The sequence below is a fragment of the Spirochaetales bacterium genome (assembly GCA_016930085.1).
In the GTDB taxonomy this organism is placed as follows: domain Bacteria; phylum Spirochaetota; class Spirochaetia; order SZUA-6; family JAFGRV01; genus JAFGHO01.
This window is the reverse complement of the sequence record JAFGHO010000016.1, coordinates 76,914-99,875: the sequence shown is the minus strand read 5'-3', so window position 1 is coordinate 99,875 and position 22,962 is coordinate 76,914. Positions and strand designations below refer to the sequence as shown.

17 protein-coding genes are annotated in these 22,962 nt (G+C 47.4%); 4 read left to right on the top strand and 13 right to left on the bottom strand.

The window, feature by feature from the left end; all coding sequences use genetic code 11:
• Window positions 1-182: 182 nt before the first annotated feature.
• From JW881_02890 to JW881_02880, 3 genes are all read left to right on the top strand, one after another.
• Window positions 183-4,031 carry a glutamate-ammonia-ligase adenylyltransferase gene (locus JW881_02890; GenBank protein MBN1696439.1) on the top strand — a complete coding sequence of 1,283 codons (3,849 nt, stop codon included), beginning with the start codon at window positions 183-185 and terminating at the stop codon, window positions 4,029-4,031.
• A gap of 282 nt (window positions 4,032-4,313) precedes the next feature.
• Window positions 4,314-8,849 (top strand): glutamate synthase large subunit, encoded by a 4,536-nt coding sequence (gltB, locus tag JW881_02885; protein MBN1696438.1) that lies wholly within the window; start codon window positions 4,314-4,316, stop codon window positions 8,847-8,849.
• Window positions 8,842-10,266, top strand: a complete 1,425-nt coding sequence (locus JW881_02880; GenBank protein ID MBN1696437.1) for a glutamate synthase subunit beta — start codon at window positions 8,842-8,844, stop codon at window positions 10,264-10,266. Before gltB ends, JW881_02880 begins: the two co-directional genes overlap by 8 nt.
• A gap of 54 nt (window positions 10,267-10,320) precedes the next feature.
• Here JW881_02880 and JW881_02875 read toward each other — a convergent pair whose 3' ends face one another.
• From JW881_02875 to JW881_02855, 5 genes are all read right to left on the bottom strand, one after another.
• Entirely contained in the window at window positions 10,321-10,638 is a 318-nt protein-coding gene (locus tag JW881_02875; GenBank protein ID MBN1696436.1) for a hypothetical protein, read from the bottom strand.
• Between the two features lie 238 nt (window positions 10,639-10,876).
• Window positions 10,877-11,194 (bottom strand): hypothetical protein, encoded by a 318-nt coding sequence (locus JW881_02870; GenBank protein MBN1696435.1) that lies wholly within the window; start codon window positions 11,192-11,194, stop codon window positions 10,877-10,879.
• 125 nt (window positions 11,195-11,319) lie between these two features.
• Window positions 11,320-11,700 (bottom strand): response regulator, encoded by a 381-nt coding sequence (locus JW881_02865; protein ID MBN1696434.1) that lies wholly within the window; start codon window positions 11,698-11,700, stop codon window positions 11,320-11,322.
• A complete protein-coding gene (locus JW881_02860) occupies window positions 11,697-13,295 on the bottom strand; it encodes a PAS domain-containing protein (protein ID MBN1696433.1) in 1,599 nt (532 codons plus the stop codon). Before JW881_02860 ends, JW881_02865 begins: the two co-directional genes overlap by 4 nt.
• Complete coding sequence (locus JW881_02855; protein MBN1696432.1) at window positions 13,288-13,977, bottom strand: response regulator transcription factor; 690 nt, start codon at window positions 13,975-13,977, stop codon at window positions 13,288-13,290. The genes JW881_02860 and JW881_02855 overlap by 8 nt, the downstream gene beginning before the upstream one ends.
• Window positions 13,978-14,224: 247 nt before the next feature.
• Between JW881_02855 and JW881_02850 the strand changes: the two genes are divergently transcribed.
• Complete coding sequence (locus tag JW881_02850) at window positions 14,225-14,653, top strand: hypothetical protein (GenBank protein MBN1696431.1); 429 nt, start codon at window positions 14,225-14,227, stop codon at window positions 14,651-14,653.
• A gap of 472 nt (window positions 14,654-15,125) precedes the next feature.
• On the opposite strand, the gene JW881_02845 is transcribed toward JW881_02850, so the two are convergent.
• The 8 genes from JW881_02845 to JW881_02810 form a co-directional block, all read right to left on the bottom strand.
• Window positions 15,126-15,980, bottom strand: a complete 855-nt coding sequence (locus JW881_02845) for a CPBP family intramembrane metalloprotease (protein ID MBN1696430.1) — start codon at window positions 15,978-15,980, stop codon at window positions 15,126-15,128.
• A 63-nt stretch (window positions 15,981-16,043) separates the two neighbouring features.
• A complete protein-coding gene (locus tag JW881_02840; protein MBN1696429.1) occupies window positions 16,044-16,955 on the bottom strand; it encodes a hypothetical protein in 912 nt (303 codons plus the stop codon).
• Window positions 16,942-17,592, bottom strand: a complete 651-nt coding sequence (locus tag JW881_02835) for a hypothetical protein (GenBank protein ID MBN1696428.1) — start codon at window positions 17,590-17,592, stop codon at window positions 16,942-16,944. The genes JW881_02840 and JW881_02835 overlap by 14 nt, the downstream gene beginning before the upstream one ends.
• Window positions 17,589-19,352 carry an ABC transporter ATP-binding protein gene (locus JW881_02830; protein ID MBN1696427.1) on the bottom strand — a complete coding sequence of 588 codons (1,764 nt, stop codon included), beginning with the start codon at window positions 19,350-19,352 and terminating at the stop codon, window positions 17,589-17,591. The genes JW881_02835 and JW881_02830 overlap by 4 nt, the downstream gene beginning before the upstream one ends.
• A 129-nt stretch (window positions 19,353-19,481) precedes the next feature.
• On the bottom strand, window positions 19,482-19,973 hold the full coding sequence (locus tag JW881_02825) for a hypothetical protein (GenBank protein MBN1696426.1): 492 nt from the start codon (window positions 19,971-19,973) through the stop codon (window positions 19,482-19,484).
• A 77-nt stretch (window positions 19,974-20,050) separates the two neighbouring features.
• Window positions 20,051-20,815, bottom strand: a complete 765-nt coding sequence (locus JW881_02820; GenBank protein ID MBN1696425.1) for a hypothetical protein — start codon at window positions 20,813-20,815, stop codon at window positions 20,051-20,053.
• A 68-nt stretch (window positions 20,816-20,883) separates the two neighbouring features.
• Complete coding sequence (locus JW881_02815) at window positions 20,884-21,792, bottom strand: PqqD family peptide modification chaperone (protein ID MBN1696424.1); 909 nt, start codon at window positions 21,790-21,792, stop codon at window positions 20,884-20,886.
• Between the two features lie 32 nt (window positions 21,793-21,824).
• Window positions 21,825-22,871 (bottom strand): radical SAM protein, encoded by a 1,047-nt coding sequence (locus JW881_02810; GenBank protein MBN1696423.1) that lies wholly within the window; start codon window positions 22,869-22,871, stop codon window positions 21,825-21,827.
• Window positions 22,872-22,962: the final 91 nt, after the last annotated feature.

Below are 22,962 nucleotides of genomic sequence, written 5' to 3'. Positions count from 1 at the left end.
AGGCCCTATCTCATCGGCAATCTGTCCTGTTATTCCGGAAACGCGATATCGTTTACGGCCATACACGTGATGCCGTAAAAGAGGCCGTCTTGCCGGCGGCCCCTTTTACGTGCAGCCGTTTGAAGCGGGCGGAACAAAAAGATACTTACCAAAAAGCGGCCGATGATGTATAGTTGATATGCATGAAAACACCGAAACCTGGGCATGGAAGCAATGCCGCCCTGGGAAAACCTTCAATCGATGCATTACGCCGTTTCTGTCCCGATGTCGGCGAAGATTTTCTCAAAGAACATTACCGGCGACTCGATCTGAGTTATTTCGAGAGTTTTTCGATTGAGGCGATCGGACTGCATATTCGTCATCTTTCCGAACTCACCCCCGGCGATCCGGTACGAATAATATTTGAAAATGCGGAGGGCGGGGGCGAACAATGCACGGTACTGGCCTTTGATTACCCCTTCGAGTTTTCCTGTATTACCGGTATTCTCGCTTCCCTGGGTTTTCAGATACAATCAGGGGACGTTTTTACCTACCGGCCGTCCGATATCCGTGACAGCCGGATGAAACGTGAAGGGAAAAAAGGGACCGGGGAAGGAAATACGGCCGCTTACGGAAGACGGCGGATTATCGACCGGTTCAGGGGATTCAGGACCACGCCGAACCCGGACGAACGCTGGAAAAAGGAGTTCCGGCTGCGAATGGATGAGGTATTTCATCTGCTTGAAAGGGGCACGGAAGAAGATTTTTTACAGGTAAAGCAGCGAATCAATGAAATGGTATCCGATAGCCTGGCGGAATACCGTATCGATACGCAGTCGGTGCTTTATCCGCTTCATATCGATATCAGCAATGACGATCCTTATTATACACGGTTGAGGATACTTTCGCAGAATACCCCTTTTTTTCTCTATTCGCTGAGTAACGCGCTGTCCGTTCATAATATTTCAATCGAGCATGTGGCGATCAGGACGATCGAAGACCGGATCGAGGACGAGTTCGGTATTATCGACAGGGCCGGCACAAAAATAACGGATCCGGCGACACTGAATCATGTCAAACTGGCGGTGCTTCTCACGAAACAATTCACCTATTTTCTTGCCAGCGCCCCCGACCCCTACGCCGCCCTCTCCCGTTTCGAATCACTGGTCGGCCAGATCATCAGTCTTCCCGAACAGGGGAAATGGATCGACCTTCTCTCCGATCCCAAAATCATGCAGGACCTCGCCCGTCTGCTCGGCGCAAGCGATTTTCTGTGGGAGGATTTTATTCGTCTCCAGTATGAAAACCTCCTGCCGATGTTTCAGCCCCATATAGCGGGACAGAGTTTCAGTTCCCCTTCACATATGCTTCCCGGTACATTGAAGGATGCCTTGAGGAACGCAAAAACACTGGAAGAAAAAAAGGAGCGATTGAACGAGTTCAAGGACTCGGAGATATATTTGATCGATCTCGATCATATTCTGAGTCCCGGCACCGATATCGCCATTCTCAGCAAACGGCTGACCGCGCTGGCCGAATGTATCATCGGCGCGGCGGTCGATATCGCTTTCGAGGAGTTACAAAAACGATTCGGTACACCCAAGACCGTTGCCGGGATGAAAACGATGTATGCGGTTTTCGGATTAGGGAAAACGGGCGGGGCCGCCCTCGGGTATGCCTCCGATATCGAACTTCTCTTTATTTACAGCGATGCGGGAAAGACGGACGGGCCCGAGCAGATAGAAAATCCGGATTTTTTCGAACGGCTTGTTAAAATGATCGTCTTTCTTATCCGGACAAAACGGGAAGGTATCTTTCATCTCGATTTGCGACTCAGGCCCTACGGAAAAGACGGGCCCCTGGCGTGCAGTCTTGAAAGCTTTTGCCGTTATTTCGCAACGGGGGGACCCGCGTCTGCACTCGAACGGCTCGCGCTGGTCCGTTTACGATTTCTCACCGGCGAACCCGAGTTCGGGGGACTGGTCGAGCGCATACGGAACGATCTTCTTTATTTCGCAAAAGAGAGGATCAGCATCGAAGAACTAAGGGTCCTTCGTGAAAAGCAGTTCAGAGAAAAAACGGATTCAAGCCGGTACAACGCGAAATTCTCACCGGGCACACTTGTCGATCTTGAATACGATGTGCAGATTCTGCAGGTCACCTATGGGGACAGGGTTCCCGAACTGCGAACGCCATTGCTTCATGAAGCTCTTACCGGACTCGCGACGGCGGGGGTACTTGAATCCGCGGAGGCCGAACAACTCAAGAAATCGTATTTTTTTTTCAGGGCGCTTATCAACGGGTTGAGAATGCTCCGCGGTTCGGCCCTGGATCTCCAGCTTCCCGACGTTGATTCGAACGAATATACCCACCTCGCACGGAGAATCGGTTACGGCAGGGAAGGGGAACTCAATCCCTCAATGCGGCTTCACCTCGAGTTCGAAGCGAATATGGCGATTGTGAGAACATTCGTGGAAAGGCATTTCGGCCGCGCGTCCCTTCCCGGTCCTGTTTCCGGCAACCTGGCGGACCTCGTTCTTTCGGAACACCCCTCTGAGCTTCTCGTGGACGCGGCGTTGGGGCACCTGGGTTTCAGGAACAGGGAGCGGGCGTGCAGGAATTTGAGAAGTCTTGCCGGTTCGGGCAAACAGCGGGAGACCTTTACCCGGCTCGCGATCCTCGCGGGCGAGGTTCTGGAGCGGACGGCCGATCCCGATATGGCACTCAACAACTGGGAGCGGTTTATCAGATCGATCCGGCATGTCGAAAGTCATTACGAACTCCTCCTCGCCCAACCCATGAGGCTCGTTATTCTGCTGAGTATTTTTTCCGTCAGCCAGTTTCTTTCGAATACCCTTATTCGTAATCCCGATTTTTTCGACCGGACAATCAAGCCGGACGAACTGCAGACCCTGAGGAAAAAGGAAGATATTGAAACTGAATTATATGCGCTCAAACGAGGCATACGGCAAAAGAGGGAATTACAGAACTATATACGGAGAATCAAAAAAAGGGAAATTCTGCGTATCGCGATAAGGGATATCTGTCTTCAAAAACCCCTGTCGGAGATCGTGAATGAACTCTCGATACTGGCGGAGGCGGAAATAGAATATGCGCTCCGGAATGCGTGGCTTGATCTTCACCGGACTGCACCGGACGGCTCCGGACCGCCGGATATTCCCTTCTGTGTCATGGCCTTTGGGAAACTGGGCGGTGAGGAATTGAATTACAGTTCTGATATCGATATCATGGGAATATACGATGAGACCGTGATTGACGATACACCGGGGGCCGTCGGAGAGAAAGCGGAGACCCTTTTCAGAAAACTTATGGAACAGTGCTGTATCTATCTGACGGAGCATACGGAGGAAGGCTATGTCTATCGCGTCGATCTTCGGCTCAGACCCTATGGCAGTTCGGGCTCACTCGTCCGTTCGATTCCGTCGCTTCTAAAGTATTATCAGAATAATGCGTCACTCTGGGAGATCCAGGCGTTGCTCAAGATCAGGCCGGTCGCGGGAAACATGGCGGTGGGGGAATCCTTTCTCCGCGCGATTTCATCCCTTTTCACGAAAAAGTTCGACACTCATGAGGTGGTTCACTCCATTGAAGCCCTTCGCAACCGAAAAATGGAAATATCGGGAAAACGTATCATAGGCGGTCTTGACATAAAAAACGATGCGGGAGGTATCCGTGATATCGAGTTTCTCACCCAGGGGCTGCAATTGATCAACTGCCATTCGCATGAGGGGCTTTGTGAACGGAATACTATTCGAGCGCTTGAGCGGCTTAACGAGAACGGTATCGTTTCCGCTTATTTCTGCGATACCCTTACCGAAGATTACCATTTTCTCCGGCGAATCGAACATTTTCTGCAGATGTATGAGGATCAGCAAACCCATTCGCTTCCGCAGGACATCGAAGAATTGAAGGCACTGACACGCCGTATCATGGGTATTGAAGTGAAGCCCGAAGAGTTTATTGAAAGTGTCGAGGTGTGTATGCAACGTGTCAGAGATATTTATGCGAAAGCGTTTCTTGGTTTAGCATGATGAGAAAAGTTACATTATTGTAGGATAATTGGCGAATAGCATACATTTTTGTTGAAGATCGGAAAAACCGGCATGAACGTAAGTCAGGATAATAGTTGTATACGGGAAACCGCAAGCATTCCTGTACATCTTCTCAGGAATTGAGGGGATGATCGAGCATATGGTATATAAATTGCATGTATATTTATGGTATCTTTTATTCAGATGGGTATCAAGCCCGACAGACGGATAAAAGAGGTGAGAAAACGGAAGTAAAAAGGAAAGCTGGAGGTTTCATAAATAATGATCGGCAACTCATTTCCGCAAAAGACCGGACTCTATGACCCCGCTTATGAAAAAGACGGGTGCGGCGTGGGTTTTGTGGTCAACCGTCATGGAATCCCTACACATACGATTGTCGAATACGGCATCGGTATTCTTCTCAACCTCCTCCACCGCGGGGCGATCGGCGGCGACTCCAAAACAGGTGACGGCGCGGGAATTACCGTTCAGATTCCCGACGCCTTTTTCCGGAGAATCGCCCAGGAATCTTCCATTAAACTGCCGGAAAAAGGCCCTTACGGTGTGGGGATGTTCTTTCTGCCGCAGGATGTCCGGTATCGCGATGAGTGTATCGAACGGTTCGAGCGTATCGCGTCGGCTTCAGGGTGTGAAGTGTGCGGATGGCGCCGGGTTCCTGTTGATGACAGTGCGATCGAGGGGAAAGCCAGGGATGAGCAGCCCGTTGTCATGCAATGTTTTATACGGGCGGATATACCTGTGCCGGAAGATTTCGACCGCCGGCTTTACATCATCCGGAGGACGGCCGAAAAAACATGCGGGGCTCAGCTTCCTGCCGGGGAGCGTTTTTACATTCCGAGTCTTTCATGCAGAACGATCTGTTACAAGGGCCTTTTTATCGCCCCCCAGTTGAAGGGGTATTTCCCCGATCTTGGCGAAAAAGATTTCGCCAGTGCCCTTGCCGTTGTCCATCAACGCTACAGCACCAACACCTTTCCCTCATGGAGCCTCGCCCAGCCGTTCAGATATCTGGCTCATAACGGAGAGATCAATACAATCAGGGGAAATATCAACCATATGAAATCCCGCGAGCAGAAGCTTTCCACGGCGATTCCGGGATTTGAGATTGAAAAGATTCTGCCGGTGATCGATGAAGGGGGAAGCGATTCAGCCTGTCTGGATAACGCCCTCGAACTGCTTGTCGCCGGGGGGCGTTCGATCGAACACGCGATGCTCATGCTGATTCCCCAGGCGTGGGGAGAGAAGTACAGGATGGGGCCCGATGTACGCGGGTTTTTCGAATACCACGCCGGTATTATCGAACCCTGGGACGGTCCGGCGACCGTTGTTTTTACCGACGGTGTGAAAGTGGGTGCGCTTCTTGACAGAAACGGCCTCAGACCCGCGCGGTATACGGTCACCAAAGACGGTCTCGTTGTTCTGGCGTCCGAAGTGGGCGTTTTTGACGTGAAACCGGAAGATGTCGAAGAAAAAGGAGCCCTGCAGCCCGGTGAAATGATTCTCGTTGACCTCGGAAAAAAGCGGGTACTCAAAGACGGGGAGATAAAGGCGGGCTGTGCGCGAAACAAGCCTTACAGACGGTGGGTGCAGGAAAATAAAATCGAACTGCACGGTTTTTATTCCGCGATAGCACCGATAACCCCCGACACCGGAACCCTCCTGCTTCGTCAGAAGCGTTTCGGTTACACCCGCGAGGATCTTTCCGGCATACTCGGGCCCATGGCGGTCACCGGACACGAACCTGTCGGGTCCATGGGGCATGATGTGCCCCTCGCGGTTTTTTCGGAACAACCGCAATTGCTCTACAACTATTTCAAACAGCTTTTCGCGCAGATTACCAATCCGGCTATCGATCCGATCAGGGAGGAACTTGTCATGTCCCTCATGACCTTTATCGGAAATCCCGCGAATATTCTTACCGAAACCCCGCAGCATGCCCGGCTCATCAAACTCAAGCATCCGATCCTCTCGAATGAGGACATCGACCGTATACGGAACCTGAACCATAAGGATTTCCGCACACGGCTTATCCGCATGGCGTATCCTCGCCACGGGACGGAGGCGGACCTGGAAGAGGCCCTCCGCTATCTCCGCAACAAGGCGGAGGCCGCGGTATCGTACGGCGATAACCTGCTTATCGTAAGCGACCGCGATCTGCCCGACCATCTCACCCCGATCCCGGCACTCCTTGCCGTCTCCGCAATACATCAGCATCTTATAAATAAAGGACTCAGGACAGAGGCCGGAATCATCGTCGAATCGGGAGAACCCCGTGAGGTCATGCATATCGCTTTGCTTCTGGGCTACGGGGCGACGGCCGTCAATCCTTATCTCGCTTTTGAATCGATCGCGGCAATGGCAGGCAATGATGAACTGAGTGAAAAACGAAGCGTTACAACGGCCCTTGAGAATTATATCAAGGCGCTCTGCAAGGGATTGCTGAAAATCATGTCGAAAATGGGGATTTCGACATTGCGAAGTTACCGCGGGGCGAAAATATTCGAAGCGATCGGTTTGAGTGAAGCGTTCGTGGATTCATATTTTCGCGGAACGCCGACACGCATCGGGGGTATCGGACTCAGGGAAATATGCGCGGAAATAGAATCGCGCTATGAAACAACGGCATTGCCTTTTTCGTTTGCCGCGGATCTGCTTCCTTCGGGGGGACATTTCCGTTATCGTAAAGACGGGGAGCGCCATCTCTGGACGCCGGAATCCATTCACTGTCTTCAACAGGCAACGCGAACTTTCGATATGAAGCTCTACCGGCGGTATTCGGCATTGATTAATGAACAGGCGGGGGCCCTTTCGACCATTCGGGGGATGTTTTCTTTCAGGGAAACAAAACCTATCCCCCTGGCCGAGGTCGAACCCGCGGAAGCCATCATCAAACGCTTTGTCACCGGCGCGATGTCGTTCGGTTCGATAAGCAGGGAAACCCACGAGACGCTCGCCATTGCGATGAACAGACTCGGGGCGGCAAGCAACAGCGGTGAGGGGGGGGAAGACCCGGAACGGTACGGAAAGCTGCCGAACGGGGACTCCCGGTGCAGTATGATAAAACAGGTGGCGAGCGGGCGGTTCGGTGTGACCACCGAATATTTGGTCAATGCAAGAGAACTTCAGATCAAGATAGCACAGGGCGCGAAGCCGGGCGAGGGGGGGCAACTGCCCGGTCACAAGGTCAATGCCGAGATAGCCAGAGTACGCCACTCGACGCCCGGGGTTACTCTTATTTCACCGCCTCCGCACCACGACATCTACTCGATCGAGGATATCGCACAACTGATCTTTGACCTGAAAAATGTCAATCCGGAAGCAAGAATCTCGGTGAAACTCGTTTCGGAAATCGGGGTTGGAACGATCGCGGCCGGCGTTGCCAAGGCGCGGGCTGATATGGTTCTGATCAGCGGTTACGACGGCGGCACGGGTGCATCCCCCCTTTCGTCGATTCGCCACGCCGGTGTACCGTGGGAACTCGGCCTCGCCGAAACACACCAGACACTGGTGCTGAACAACCTTCGGAACAGGATACGGGTGCAGGCCGACGGGCAGATGAAGACCGGACGCGATGTCATTATCGCCGCGATGCTGGGCGCGGAGGAGTTCGGGTTCGCGACGGCGCCGCTTGTCGTGTGCGGATGCGTGATGATGCGCCAATGTCACAAGAACACATGTCCCGTCGGGGTCGCGACACAGGACGAACGGCTCAGAAGGCGGTTCAGCGGAAAACCGGAATATATCGTCAATTTTTTTCATATGATCGCTTCCGAAGTGAGGGAATATCTTGCGCAACTCGGTTTCAGAACGCTCGATGAAATAATCGGCAGAAGTGATCTTCTTTCGGCCAACAAGGCTGTCGATTTCTGGAAATCGAAAGGAATGGATTTCTCGCGAATTTTTTCACACCCAGAAGGGACGCTTCAGGCCGTGCGGTGTACGGAGAAGCAGGATCACGGATTGAACGGTATCCTGGATGCGAAAATTATCGAAAAGGCACGGAAGGCGATCGAAAAAAGGGAGAAGGTCACGATCGGTCTGGATATAAAAAACATTCACCGAACCGTCGGTGCCATGCTTTCGGGAATTATCGCCAGGCGGTACGGGTATGCCGGGCTTCCGGACGATACGATTACCCTTCGATTTTCCGGCCCGGCGGGTCAGAGTTTCGGGGCGTTCGGCGCGCACGGTATTACGTTCGTTCTGGAAGGCGAGGCGAATGATTATCTGGGCAAGGGGTTGAGCGGCGCGAAGATTATCGTCAAACCCCCGGAGGGAAGCAGTTTCGATCCCTCAGGAAACATCATTTCCGGAAACGTCAATCTTTACGGAGCGACCGCGGGAGAAGTATACCTGAACGGCGTCGCGGGGGAGCGCTTCGGCATACGGAACAGCGGCGCGCGCGCCGTTGTCGAGGGGGTCGGCGATCACGGGTGCGAATACATGACCGGCGGCGTTGTGGTCGTACTCGGGAAAACGGGGGTCAACTTTGGAGCCGGTATGAGCGGGGGCATCGCTTACGTTTACGATGAAGACAGGCTTTTCGATGAACGGTGCAACCTCGCCATGGTCGATCTGGAGATTGTGACGGAATCCGGTGATTGTGAAGAACTGAAGGAGATGATCGGCCGTCACGCGGCCCTGACGGGAAGCGCCAAAGCGTGCCACATCCTTGACAACTGGGAGGCGTGTCTTCCATCGTTTGTCAAGGTATTTCCCATGGAATACCGGCGCGTTCTGGGGAAAATGATGCGGGAGGATGAGAAGGTTCAGCGAGAGGAGGTGGTCCATGGGTAAACAGGGCGGTTTTCTCGAATACGACAGGACCGATCCGGTGTACCGCGAACCGGAGGAGCGGGTCAGGGATTTCAGAGAGGTGGAGCGGATGCTCGACGAAGAAACGCTCCACGTCCAGGCGGCGCGTTGTATGGAATGCGGGACCCCCTTCTGCCACGGTTACGGGTGCCCCGTTGAAAATATCATACCCGAAATGAACGAACTCGTGTACCGGAAAAAATGGCGGGAAGGGATCAGGCTCATCCTTTCGACAAACCCGTTTCCCGAGTTTACCGGGAGAATTTGTCCTGCGCTCTGTGAGACATCCTGCGTGCTCGCCATCAACGATGATGCGGTGACGATCCGCCAGATAGAACTCGCGCTTATCGAAAAGGGATTCAGGGAAGGATATATCTTCCCGGAACCCCCGGCGGAAAGAAACGGGTTGTCGGTGGCGGTTGTCGGTTCGGGACCGGCGGGACTCGCCGCCGCCCTCTTTCTCAACAGGGCGGGATATACCGTTACCGTATTCGAGAAAGCCCATCGGGCGGGAGGTATCTTGCGGTACGGGATTCCGGATTTCAAACTGGAGAAAAACATCGTCGAACGGCGGGTCGATCTCATGAAGGCCGAAGGGATCGTCTTCGAAACCGGTATCGAGGCGGGAACCGATATTTCGTTTCATTATCTCGAAAGCAGATACGACGCGATATGCCTGGCCTGCGGGGCCGAAGCGCCGCGGGATATCGATGTGCCTGGAAGAAACCTCGACGGGATTCACTTCGCGATGGAGTACCTGATTCAGCAGAACCGGCGTGTGGCCGGAGAGGATGTAAGCGGTATCAGGCAGATTCTCGCGACCGGGAAAAAGACGGTCGTTATCGGCGGGGGCGATACCGGCGCCGACTGCCTCGGCACCGCGATACGCCAGCGTGCCGCACGGATTCATCAACTCGAGATCCTTCCCGAACCCCCGGCTGCGAGATCGGAGTTCACACCATGGCCGAAGTGGCCGTATCAGCTCCGCGAGTCGAGCAGCCACAAAGAGGGCGGAACCCGGCTCTGGTCGGTCAAGACGACCGGGTTTTCCGGGAAAAAAGGGAAATTGACGGGATTGCAAGCGGTCCGTGTCGAATGGTCTGCCGGAGAAAACGGGCTCCCGGCACGGATGAAAGAAAAACCCGGAACCGAATTCGACCTCGAGGCGGACCTGGTGATCCTGGCCATGGGATTTTCAGGCCACGGCAACGGGCGGCTCGTCGAATCCATGGGAATCGAGGTATCCCCGAACGGATTCATAAAGACCGATGAGGAGGGGATGACGAATGTCAAAGGCGTTTTCTCGGCCGGCGACATGGCAAGCGGTCCCTCCCTGGTCGTCCGCGCCATCGAAGCGGGGAAACGGGCGGCGGAAGGGATCATAAAATATGTCGGGTGATAATTGTATTCCAATTGCACCCGAAAGATAACGGTAGATTACCGTCCCGTCCGATTAATTCTCGACGATGATATCGTCTTTCCTTTTTTTGAAATGCGACTTTGTTTTCAATATAGCGTTCTTAAGAGAATTAATGATATTGATCGTTCCCTTTTTCATGTCCTGCCATGTCTCTTCGCTCGTATTTTTTACTTCCTGAAGCTTTGACAGGGCAGCGTCACGCTTTTCACGAAGATACGTTATCCGTGCTTGAAGCCTCGCTTTGGATCCTTCCCTGACTACTTTGACCTTCTTTTCGATATTGTCGATTCCGGTATTCAGTTCATCAAGTTGATTTTTCAAGTCGTTGACAAATTCATCTTTTGTGATCATACTCTTTTCTCCTCATGTGAAGAACAATTAAGATTTTACTACAATTAAAACATTTTTATGTGCTTAAAAAGTATTCTAATTACAAATGAAAACAATATACATGCAAATGTCGGCTCACTAAGCTCATCCGAGAATACCTTGAATTCTCATACATACATTCTCATTCAAAACCGCATTTAACTCAAGAGCGGATTTCCCTTTTTTATTGATCTATTTCCATATCCGTGATTGGTGCATTTTAATCCACTTTTTTTAATAGAATTTTTTTCGCTGATATCAGTTTTTCAAGGTTCATAATGTCAAGAAGAATATCCTTTATTTCCGGTGTCTCTTTGTCGATAGTACCCAGGTGTTTCTCCATTAAGGCCGAATAAACTTCATTCCCGATAATTATAAATTTATTTTCCATTGCTTTTTCCAACCGACTAATGTCGCGGATTAAAAAATTCTTCTTTCCGTATTCTTTAGTCTTTATCAATTGCTGCTCTGAAGAAACCGGCGAGTCTTCAAGGCTTTTTTGGATAATTTTTTTCATTCGATCGACAAAACTCATCATGACCCTCCATTTATTGGGAACGTTCCAATTCTAGACGAATTACGGTCAATTAACATCAGGTGTTTCCTGTTTCTTCTGTCTGTTTTCCGTTTTTCTATTACCTTTGACAATGGCCGCGCCGGCTTTTATTGATAGTGTTTGATTTTATTTATTATATTTTCAATGGTTGATGGTTTGTTGATGACTTCATCGGCATAATCCAGCAATATTTCTTCCACGTCGTTCTTATCCGTTATATACCCTGCCCTGTACAAAGGCCTTCCCGTTAATATAATTATTCTCAACTGATAATGATTATCCTTTAGCCATTTCAGAATTTCAAAACCAGATAAACCGGGAATTTTTATATCCAAAAGGAGTATATCAAATACTTCATTTTCCAGGATTTTCTTCCCGGAAAGTCCGTTGTGAACTATGTTTACACAAAACCCTTCAGCTACTAAAATATCCTGAAATTCTTCACAAAGCTGAATATCGTCGTCGATTATCAGTATGCGCTTTTTCATGGTATCACGTTTAGAGGAAGGGAAATCCTCACAATAGTGCCCTCTCCCTTTTGACTAAGTATTTCTATATTTCCATTATGCAGTTTGATCAACTCTTTACAGATGGTTAGCCCCAATCCCGTGCCCTTGGACTTATTTGTAAAAAAGGGATTAAATATTTTTTCCAAATCTTCATTTTCTATTCCGTTTCCGTTATCCGTAATGTATAAATTCAATCGATTGTTACCTGAGAGATTCCCCTGAATTTCAATACGGCCGTTAACCTGCGGTATGGCTTGATATGCATTATTCACTATATTATTGAGTACTTCACGAATTTGGACGGGATCGATATGAATAATCGTATCTTTTAGGGATTCGTATTTTCTGTTGATGATAATAGTGTCTTTAGTCATTTTGCCCTGGATGTCATCAAACAGATCATTTAAAAAATTATAAATTGAAACGTCCGTCTTTTGAGGAATTTTAAACTTCGAATAACCAAGCAGATTATTGATAATCTGTTCACTCTCTTCGACTTTTGCGTTGATATTTTCTATATGTTTCTCAATATCGCTATTCCGACTTTTTCTCTTGATATTATAAATAGCTGCCTGAATGACCGCAAGGGGATTGCGGAGTTCATGGGCCACCGTCGCCGCCAGTGTTCCGATATCCGATAATCTTTTTGCATTAAATAAATCTTCTTCCGCTTTTTTCCTTCTGGTCACATCGATGAGGACTAAAATGATTCCTTCAACTTTATTATTGTTTTTTATAGGCTGAAGACTCCAATCCCAATAGGTAGCATCGGATTCCGATTTGTCGGGATGAAAAAACGGCTTTACATATGTTATATAGGAAACTCCCGATTTTACAACGTGAGAGAAGACAGCCTTGTTTTCTTCGTTGGGAAATAAATCAAAATGATTTTTTCCCGCAAAAAAATCAGGCGACCGATTAAATGCCCTTGCATAAGCATCATTCACCTGGATAAAAGTAAAGTCCGTGGATAAGTAAGCAATCAGAAAGTGAGTATTGGAAAATATTATTTCCAGCAGTTTATTTGAAACCATTATCTGTGAATCTTTTGTATCAATTTCTTTCTTATCGTTTATTATCTGTTTATCCGATACTTTTTGCTTTTCATTTATTTCGCTAACCAGGTTTTCCAGCTTTTTATTGTTTATTTCCAATTGTTTTTCTTTTTCTGTTATTTCTGTAATGTCATGCCAAACAAGGATAATTCCGGCTACAACGGTACGATCGAGGATTGGCGCGGCTGAACAGCTGCAAAACCTTTTATTTCCGTTTTTATCCGTAAATTGACACGATACATCTTTGCCGATTTCTCCTTTTAAAGCCTTTGATAAAAGAGTCTCGACCGCATCCGGTTTCCCGGTCGATAAACCGGATGCGGGAATTTCGGCAAGTCCGATGGTATGTAATCCTATCGGATTGAATTGTAAAAAATCTTCTGCTGCCTTGTTTGCTTTTATAATACATCCTAAAGCATTATAGACAATGACGGGATCGGTAAAAGCATTGAATATCACATCACATTCGTCGGGATGATACCGGTTTTTACTAAATATGGTTTTTAACAATTTATTCATGTTTTTCTCCATGAAATAAAAGCTGTCTATATTCAGAGGGAGTAACACCTGTCAGGTGTTTAAATATCCTTGCAAAGGATTCGATATTCAGATATCCTATTTTACCGGCAATCTCATTGATATTGTACGTATGCAAACCCAGTAATTCTTTTGCCCTCTCCATTTTTAACCTGAGTTTATATTCATTGAATCCAATCCCGACCTCGTCTTTAAATATTTTTGAGATATATTTGGGACTCAAACAGACAACGTTTGAAGCATCCTTTAGACTTATTTTCTTGTGAAAATTTTTTTCGATAAAATGCTTTAATTTTTCAATGACGCCTTTTACTTCACATTGTTTGTTGTATAAAAGCTGTTTGATTCTTTGCAGCGCCGTTTCTATTTTCAAAGGTTTTTCCAGAAAATCATCGGCATGCCTTCTTAAGGATTCAATTATGACATCCTTTGAACCATAACCGGTAACAATTATGATTATCAAGTCCGGTACCAGTTGCTTTAATTGTTTTAAAACCTCTGTTCCCTGTATTCCCGGCATTTTAACATCCAGAATGGCGAGATCGACAATATTCGGTTTTTTTATGATTTCAATAGCCTTTTCTCCGCTTGCTGCTTCATATACATCATATTCTTCTTCCAGTATATCACGGAACTCGACTCTGAAATCTTTATCATCATCCACAATTAAAATACTATACGGCATGACAGCGTATCATATTACACCCTGGATAATTTTTAGACAAGCGGATTATTGATTCCGGATAAAAAAATCAATATAAAAAGAGAACGGGCGGCAAAATCCCGTGGAGCCGCAGAAGTGAAAAAAAGCAGTAAAAAGAGGATATGTGTCATTATAACTATTAAAAAATAAGAATACGGTATATAGCCATAACAAATAGGTATTTTAATATAAAGTGGAGGAGTCAAACATGCTGCAATTATATTTTATTTCCATTCTAACGCTATTCCTGGGGGGATTGGCTCTCATGTTCAGAAATATAGAAACCGATATTAAGCTGCTTAATCCGATAAGGAGAATTTTGGTCAACAAGGGTATACAAACCGTATTAGGGATCACGGCACTGGCTGTCGGGATTCTTCAGTTTTTCGTGTTTATCAAACCGGGAGGGATTTTTATTCTGGAAGACCTGCTCCCCGCACTGACGGGTTGTGCAATAGGCGGAAGCCTGCTGCTCGCCGTGTTTACAAAAAAGGATAAAGAAGTGGAAGGGGAGATTGTTAAACAAGATACCGGAAAAATAAGATCGACCATCAAGAAGTACCATGTACTGATAGGGATAACCGGTATGTCGGTCGCGGTTATCCATCTGATTTTTCCGGGTGTGGTGCTTCTGTAATAGGGAGACCTTATTCATGGGAATAATCTCCCCCGAAAGCGCTGTCGATTAACAAAAGCAAACCGCCTCCTTTGGAGGCGGTTTGTAAGGCCGCTTACCTTTAAGATATTGAATCTGACCTAAAACCATCTCAATAAACCGTTTCCATGAAGAAAAACCTTTCGCATTCTTTTCGACTTTATAGGTTCGCATGGCTAAATAGGCTGTCAAAATTGCATTATTATCGTGATATTTTTTTACATTCTTGATCTCCTTTTGATATAATGATTTGTTTGTTTTTCAGCTTCAATATACAATGGAGATCAGGCAATTAATCTACCCTGTTTTGTACAGCAATGATACAAGGCATATCAGCAAGATATTCTGAAAAATGGCTGTTTCCGATTTTATAATCTATTATTCTTTATTTCCCTTGTTTTTCCGTAACTCCTGCGAAGAGTTGTCCTCGCCCGAAAATATGTTTCTCTATAAATCAAACTTCCCGGTTGCCCTCTCCATCCGCTTTCCCTGTCCGCATATAAACGAACAAAAGGCCGTCCATAAGCAGGAAAACGATCATCCCGCTCAGTCCGGTCATGCCGGTCAGCAAGTCGTTTCCGCCTTTGATCAATATGACGGTATATCCCGCAAAGGCGTTGATAGTGCCGTGAAAAACGGCGGGGGGTATGACGGAACCCGTTTTTTCCCGCAAGAACTGCATGAGGGGGGAAAGCAGAATGCAGAATGCGGTCATCATGAAAACACCGATTTCGGGGTGGTTCGGGTAATTGTAGCCGGAAAGAATGACCGGCGCGTGCCAGACGCCCCAGAGGAGTCCCGCGGCAAGCGACGATTTCCAGAAACCGAGGCCGCGCAATTCCTTGTAGAGAAGCCCCCTCCATCCGATTTCCTCTCCGAGCGCGAATATCGCGTTGACGGTGATTCCCCCGGCAAACGCAAGGAAAATACGGCCGATCCAACCGCAAACGGAAAGCCCCCCGTTTGACGGCAATGCATCGGGGGCGATGCCGAAACGTTCGAGTCCTTCCATGCCGGGGGAAAACGACATGCCGGGTCCCATCATCAGACTGATGAGGATCGAGAGAACGGCGAGAAAAAAGGGGAGTATCCACGCCGCCGCGTACCACGGACCGATGCTTATTTTCAATCCCAGGTCGGCTGCCGGTATCCGGTATTTTACGGCGGCGACGAGTGTCGCAATGAACGGGAAAAACATATAAAGCGCCGCGAAATAACGGATTTCGGTATGGAGGATAACGGAAACGGCCGCCACTATTCCGATGAGTATGCAATTGACGAGAATATAGAGGATGATTTTTTTATTCATACTCCCTCTCACGACAACCGGTTCCGGAAACGGCCGTCCGCCGCCGGCCTGGACTTCGGACGGTTAACGGCTTTCAGGAATACCGGCGTCGCTTCCTTCCGCCTTGATTATTTTTGTCAGCGTGACGCCGAGACCCGGGAAGGCCGTGTTTCCGCTGAAAGCGGTCATTACATTTAATCCGATTTCCGTCGTCGGGGAGATCAATATATTGCATCCGCCGTTTACAACATAGGTTTCAATCATGGCGGCATTTTCTCCCTTGTATAGCATGATGCCGATATCGTAAAAAAGACTGATCGAGTCGTTGACGATGAAATACAATGATTGAATCAACTGGCTCTTGAACGTCGTGTAGATGGCTTCGGTATCCTTCTCCCGCCAAAGGGGGTATGAAATATTCAGGGATACGAACAATATGACGGGGTCTATGGTGAAACAGCATGTCTCACCGGCAAGCAATGTCAACATTCTGAGATCATCGAGTGCGGCATCGGAATACTCGGAATCGAATGATATGAGAACGTCGCCCGGATTGTCGATCGATGAATAGTCACAGACGGCGGCCATCGACGGAATTTCAAGGCCCGCTATGACTTTGAGGGTCATACGGGAAAAATCGAGTTTATAATGAAGGGCCGCGCTGCTGTTTTCAAGTCGAAGGAACGCCTGGGTTTCATAGGCTGCTTCTTTATTGATGTTTTTAATCGAATAGATAGCGCATGAAAAAGGAACGGTAAGAAACAGAGACAAGGCATCGGTAAAGAAATAGCCCGCCTGAAACGTGTTTGTGATCGTCCGTTCCTGTACATCCGTTGACGTCGCGCTTCTGTAATGGAGCGAATCCGAAAGGACCAAAGCTTTTTCCAGACCGAATTTGAATAATGAATTCTCCGATTGCGCGTGTATATCGTTTGCGGTACAGAGCGAAATAGACGCGCAAAGTATGATGAAGAGAGGGTTTTTAGTATGATTCATAATATAACATCCTTTGTATTCGTTCTATTCCCCGTTCGATGACTTTTTCCATATTCTCCCGGCTGCGTTCAACGGTCGTCTTGTCGTTTTCCGGCGGAACGATAACGAGGATATTGCCGCTCCATTTATCGAGCAACTGGCTTTTCGTATAAACGCAATTGCCGTATGCCGGGTCCTGGATAATGAAATAACCGTCCGTTTCACCAAGCAACAGGCAGAAGTGACCGACCTTCTCCGCGCCGTACCTGACATTCAGATGAATGATAAGCGGCACGGTATTGACTTTCAAAAATTCCAGCAGGGCGGCGAGGTTGATTTTAAATCCCTTTGCGGTAAATCCCCGGTCGGCGGCGATTTTTTTTAAGTCTAAAAAACTAATTCCTCGCCTTTCTTCCATAATTTGTGCGACATATCGATCGATGACTTCTTGTTGTGAAAGGTTTATCTCGAAGTAATGATTGAATAACGTCGTCAACACGGCGATGCCGCACGCATACTCGGATATCTGCCGGTCCATCGATTCGAACTTCAGCCGGTAATACGGTGTGACGACGGTCTGGCCGCCCGAGGCGGCATTGAGTGTGACGGCAAGAAAAAGGAGGGAGCACGCAAGACGCCGATACGGCCCATATCTCATTCCGGGGTGCCTCCTTTTGAATAAAAAGATTTAAAAAACTCGCTTCCCCTGTCCCGTTTCAGAACATGCGAGGGTGCGGATTCCGTTATCGTTCCATTATCGAATAACAGGACATTATCGACGACATCCAGCGTCGAGCTGCGGTGCGTGATGAGAATAACGGTGCCCGATCGTTTCAATTCGCATAATACATCCTTGATCTTTTCTTCCGTCCTGTTGTCGATATATGCCGTCGTTTCGTCGAATATGAAAACCTTCGGATTTAAAAGCAATGCCCTCGCTATGGCGATCCGCTGGCATTCCCCGCCTGACAGATTCAATCCGTGAACACCGATCAACGTGTCGAATCCGGCCGGCATTTTATAATGAAAATCGATTCCCGCTTTTTTCATTGCCAGAAGGACATCCTTTTTATCGACATGACCGGTACCGTATGTCAGATTTTCCCAGAGTGTGCCGTTCATCACATGGTTGTTCTGCAGAGAGAGATGAATCGATTTTCTTAAAGAAGGTATTTTGATTTCCCTGATGTCCCTGTTGTCCAGATAGATGGAGCCCGATTGCGGATCGAACAGTCTAATCAGTAGCCGGCAAAAGGTGGATTTACCTGCGCCGGTCCTGCCGACCAGGGCAGTTATGGAATTCGGTTCGATGACTTCATTGATGTTTCTGAGAACGTAATGGTCATTGTAGCCGAACGATACGCCTTTCAATTCGATCCTGCCTTCCTGGGGTTTGTATGGTTTCAGGGGCCTGCCGCCGGAAGGTGGCGGCAGATATCTTCCGACCCTTGCGAATTCCTCGTACCGGTAAAGGCTGGTTCGTATTTGTTGAAATGAAAGGACCAGTTCGGTCAGCATGAAAATGGGAGTGTTGAGGATATTGACAAGGAGTAAAAACGCGGAAAGCGTCCCTATTGTCATGTTACCCGCCAGTATCTGTGTGCCGCCGTACCAGAGCACGACGAAGATCCACAGATAGGAAAGAAAGGCGATGATGTTGTTATATCCCTTGTTGAGCATGAAGTTTCTGAATGCCGCCCGGAACAATTTCCGTACTGAACCCAGAAATTTCTTTTGTTCGCTTTTTTCGGTGGAATGGGTTCTCACCAGTTCTATTTTTGTAAAAAACTCCACGGTATAGGAAGTGAGCTTTTCCATGTTTTCCTTGATTGAAAATGAGGACCGCATGATCGGGCCCTTGAAGACGACGATGATAAGGATTTGAAGCAAAATAATACTAAAGATAAAGTAGGAGAGAACGGGATTGTAATGAAGCATTATCGCCCCGCCCGCGCCCAGGATAACGATCAGCGGCAATGTCGCGACGGTCTGCGTCCAGAAACCGATAATCCGTTCGGTGTCCGTCAATATTCTGTGGGCGATCGCGCCTTTTTGAATAGTGGTAAAAAAGGTAAATGGCGCATATTGCAGTTTTCTGAAAAAAGAATACTTGAACTTGATCCCGCCCAGACCGTTTACCTTAAAGAGAAGATAATTCGACAGAATCGATGACCCCGCAAGAAGAATGAGAATGACGATCCCGGAGAGTATCGTTATGTTGAGGTAACTGTCAAAACCTTTGAAGATGACGGTGTCGATAATAAATTTCGAAAACAAGGGGATGGATAACGCACATAACCGGCTTATTATCCCCAGAAATACGCCGAGGAACAATAACCCCTTTTTCCCTTTAATATAGGTCGTAAAAATTCCGAGTAACCGTTTTAAATCCTTATACGCCAGTATAGTTTTATTCATCGGTTCTTCCATTTTTCCATGAGTTATATTTCCATCCGCATTTCCGCGGAGACCGCAATCGACTCGGGTGTCGCCGGGAAATACGCCCCGCCGCTTTTCATTATCTCTCTGTCTTTTCCCTTCAGGGCATCAGGCCGTTTTATCCTCCGGTTCCCTGTTCGATAAACGAACGGTCAGGAGAAAAACAAGGGAAAAAACAATCCACGCCGCCAAACAGACTATAAACGTAACAATCCTCGGGGCCGGGGCACTCGTGATAAAGCCGAAAAGCGTCCCCAGAGCGGCCCCGCCGAGCAAGATCTTCCAGGCGGACGGTTTTTTCAGTTTATTGACACCGATCCCGATCACCACACCGATTATCATATGAATGAAGACCACGATAAGCGGGGTCGCGATGAGGGTAATATAATAAATGGTAACCGGGTCCATGCTGATAAGCCGTTCGTACGGCTTGAGTGAGAGTTCGAGCTGGTTTAATGTGACCTCTTTCAGAATAAGTACCGAAAGAAAGATATACAGCCCGATGATAATTCCCAGGACGGTTCCGGCGATAAATCCGGCCCCCGTCATTTCATTTTCCTTTCTCCTGTTCAGGAATCCGATTATTCTGGATAATCTCATATAACATCCTCTCTGATTGTAATTTTTTATCGATCATATAAACAATGGTTTATTGTTCGGGTATTCGCTATACCGATTTATTGAAAAAGATCCTTTAATATACGATTCAGGTCGAAACTTTTTTCCCTGTCCGGATCGAATAACTCGTCGGAGACGCCGGTATTTATGTCGATCTTTTTGATTGAAATTCTCGAGTCCAATATACCGTTTCTGTACAGCTCGATTTTCGTCGCCATTTCGTGCCCGTCGACAACTGATTCAAAACCGCCGTAGACGATAATGATGCTGTCGTCTTCGGAAAACATGATTTCGATTTTTTCGAGAAGCAGATTGTCCCTGTTAACCCAGCACCGATATGTTTCATTGTTGTTATCACTCAGGATGATATAGCAGTTCGTTACCTCATCGTCGGCTTGTTCAAGCCGTGATTCCTCCGAAATTATTTCCCACCAGTTTTTCTGCAAGGCAATCGTTTTGTTCTTCTCCAGCATTTCGTCCCTGTTTATTTTCTGTTTCAGGCCGCTTCCTATTTTCCAGTAATCGCGGCCGTCATAGATGATTGTTTCTTCGGTAATTGCGCCGGCGAACTCACAGGAATTCTCGACCCGGAATTTATCTGACTTTTTGTAAATCGTCGACCGGAGGTGCATCGTTCCCTTCTCCGAATATATTTCGCTTTCCTGTATGATCGTTATATCGGCGATTTTGCCGCTCATTTCCTTTTTACTGTTTTTTATATCCGAAACGATTTTCCCCAGGGCCGGTTCCGCGAAAATGAAACAATGCGAGAAAAAGAAACTCAAAACGAAAAACGATACGTTTAACATATAACGTCGATACATGGTTCGATTCCTGTCACTCCCCTTGTGATATTTCGGTAAATCCGTCCGATTGTGCGCCGGTCCCGTTTCTACTGCGCCAGTCCGCCGATAGCGGTAGCCGCTTTCCTGTTTTTTTCGATCTCATCGATAAGGACGGGATCGTAGCTCAAGCCCATGACGGAAATATCATGATCAAAACCCAGTTCGTCCCTGAACAATCCCTCGTCCCCGAATCCTTCAGATATTAGCAATTCAACCAGGGAGTCGTCAACAGGCTCCTTCGAACTGATAATAAATTTAATTTTCGAAAGCTGCGAAACGGATATGTGCGGGAGATTGTCCGATGCATAGCGAAACAATTCCCTGAAATATTCTTTTGCACAAATGCACATCTTCAATACGGCGGCCTTTGACGGGGGAATGGGCAGCTGAAAGGATAATAATCCTTCTATTTCCCCGTTTTTTGTTAAAAAGAAGAACTCCTCGTTAAAATTGAATATTTTCTGCCGCAATAAAACTTCGTCGTATTCATATGTGTTGACATAAACATTTTTATAATAAAAATGCGAGGAAGAAACGTCGTTCCCATTTGTAAGAATATCGCTGTCCATAATAAATTTCTTTATCTTCAACAAATCGTCTTCGACGCCGATTCTCAATCCGTACGTATCGTCTATGATTTCTTCTCTCAGAAAAAGGTACGGGTTCTCGTGTTCCCATTGAATCAACATCAATCTGGAGGTACTAGCGAGAATTTTGTGTACGTCATTTGTAATGATGGCCGACTGGACCATCGGATATTTCGCTTTCATTTTTGAAATGATGTCTTCGATCGTGTTTTGACCGTCGCATAAATCGATGATTTCTTTCGTTGTTTTGTTTATCACCAATTCTCTCAGTTCGGGGTGGAATTTGGATAACAGTGTGACACAACCTTTGTTTTCCTCCCTCATGTAAAGCAGATTTTCACTTTTAAAGTGCGGTGTTCCTTTTTTCATGATTACATCTCCATTTTATTATAACTAAAATATTATGAACTGATAAGTTTGTCGTCGATAACATCGTATCGAATATTCTGATCGAACCAAACAATCGGCAAATCCTTGTGTTCTTTGGAGAAATCGGACATGCATTTGATGTTATTCGCTATTTTTTTTATCGGTTCGAACTGCCAGACTTTCGGCAATCCCTTTTTCCAGTATTTCAGAATCGAGTGTTTTTTAATATTGCCGATCGTTATCGGCAAATACGGGGAAGCCGCTATATCTCCGTTCGCCTGAACGACGAGAAAGACGTTCAGGTGTTGTGTGACGGTACGGAAGCGAATCAAATGGTCGATCGGATCGCCCCATTCGATCTTAATGTCTGTATATTCGGTCTTTGATTCATTGAGTGTCTTGACGAGGTTGCGGTATTGGTAATTCGAAGGAAGTATATTTCCCATGTTCGTCTTCGCCCGGCCGATACACATCAATGGCTGTACCCTGAAATCCCTGACACCGAGGTTCCGGCATAAAGCGATCACATCGCTTGCCTCGTGACAATTGAAATTGGTCGGGGTGAACGCCACACCGACATCGTCGAATCCCGCAGTCTTGAATATTTTTATCGCCTCGATCGCTTTATTAAAACTTCCCTTTTTCACTCTCAATCGCTCATGGGTTTCCGGACAGGCCCCATCGAGGCTTACCTGGACGCGGCGTACGCCGGAAGCGAACAATTTTTCCGCCTTTTCCTCCGTCAGCAGGTATCCGTTCGTCACCATGGAAACCATGATGTCGTTCTCCTTGAGCATCGAGGAGATGTCGCATATCAAATGAAACCTGATCAGGGGTTCTCCCCCGCACAGACAGATATTAAACGGTTTCATTTTGATTATATCTTTTATAAAATATTTTACCTGTTTGTCGGTTAATTCATCGTTCATCCGGTCGTTCTCGCTGCTTCGATTAAAACAGTGAAGGCACCTAAAATTGCATTTGTTCGTGATATCGAAAGCGATTTGTGTGGGCCCTTTTACGATTTCTGCATGCTTGATCTGTATCGATGTATTCACCGGCAATTGCAATTCCGCCATAGTTGACTCCTTTCCTGATTTGTATTATAATTTCATCAGTATTTTATTATACGATAATGAGCTTTTACAAATGTAAATCGGTCGGAAAAGA

Bases quoted from the DNA above. Each gene is read 5' to 3' on its own strand.
- JW881_02875 (MBN1696436.1), bottom strand. From the start codon at position 10,638: ATGATCACAAAAGATGAATTTGTCAACGACTTGAAAAATCAACTTGAT.
- JW881_02810 (MBN1696423.1), bottom strand. From the start codon at position 22,871: ATGGCGGAATTGCAATTGCCGGTGAATACATCGATACAGATCAAGCAT.
- JW881_02820 (MBN1696425.1), bottom strand. From the start codon at position 20,815: ATGTATCGACGTTATATGTTAAACGTATCGTTTTTCGTTTTGAGTTTC.
- JW881_02815 (MBN1696424.1), bottom strand. From the start codon at position 21,792: ATGAAAAAAGGAACACCGCACTTTAAAAGTGAAAATCTGCTTTACATG.
- JW881_02830 (MBN1696427.1), bottom strand. From the start codon at position 19,352: ATGAATAAAACTATACTGGCGTATAAGGATTTAAAACGGTTACTCGGA.
- JW881_02840 (MBN1696429.1), bottom strand. From the start codon at position 16,955: ATGAATCATACTAAAAACCCTCTCTTCATCATACTTTGCGCGTCTATT.
- JW881_02825 (MBN1696426.1), bottom strand. From the start codon at position 19,973: ATGAGATTATCCAGAATAATCGGATTCCTGAACAGGAGAAAGGAAAAT.
- JW881_02870 (MBN1696435.1), bottom strand. From the start codon at position 11,194: ATGATGAGTTTTGTCGATCGAATGAAAAAAATTATCCAAAAAAGCCTT.
- JW881_02835 (MBN1696428.1), bottom strand. From the start codon at position 17,592: ATGAGATATGGGCCGTATCGGCGTCTTGCGTGCTCCCTCCTTTTTCTT.
- JW881_02860 (MBN1696433.1), bottom strand. From the start codon at position 13,295: ATGAATAAATTGTTAAAAACCATATTTAGTAAAAACCGGTATCATCCC.
- JW881_02845 (MBN1696430.1), bottom strand. From the start codon at position 15,980: ATGAATAAAAAAATCATCCTCTATATTCTCGTCAATTGCATACTCATC.
- JW881_02865 (MBN1696434.1), bottom strand. From the start codon at position 11,700: ATGAAAAAGCGCATACTGATAATCGACGACGATATTCAGCTTTGTGAA.
- JW881_02880 (MBN1696437.1), top strand. From the start codon at position 8,842: ATGGGTAAACAGGGCGGTTTTCTCGAATACGACAGGACCGATCCGGTG.
- JW881_02890 (MBN1696439.1), top strand. From the start codon at position 183: ATGAAAACACCGAAACCTGGGCATGGAAGCAATGCCGCCCTGGGAAAA.
- gltB (MBN1696438.1), top strand. From the start codon at position 4,314: ATGATCGGCAACTCATTTCCGCAAAAGACCGGACTCTATGACCCCGCT.
- JW881_02850 (MBN1696431.1), top strand. From the start codon at position 14,225: ATGCTGCAATTATATTTTATTTCCATTCTAACGCTATTCCTGGGGGGA.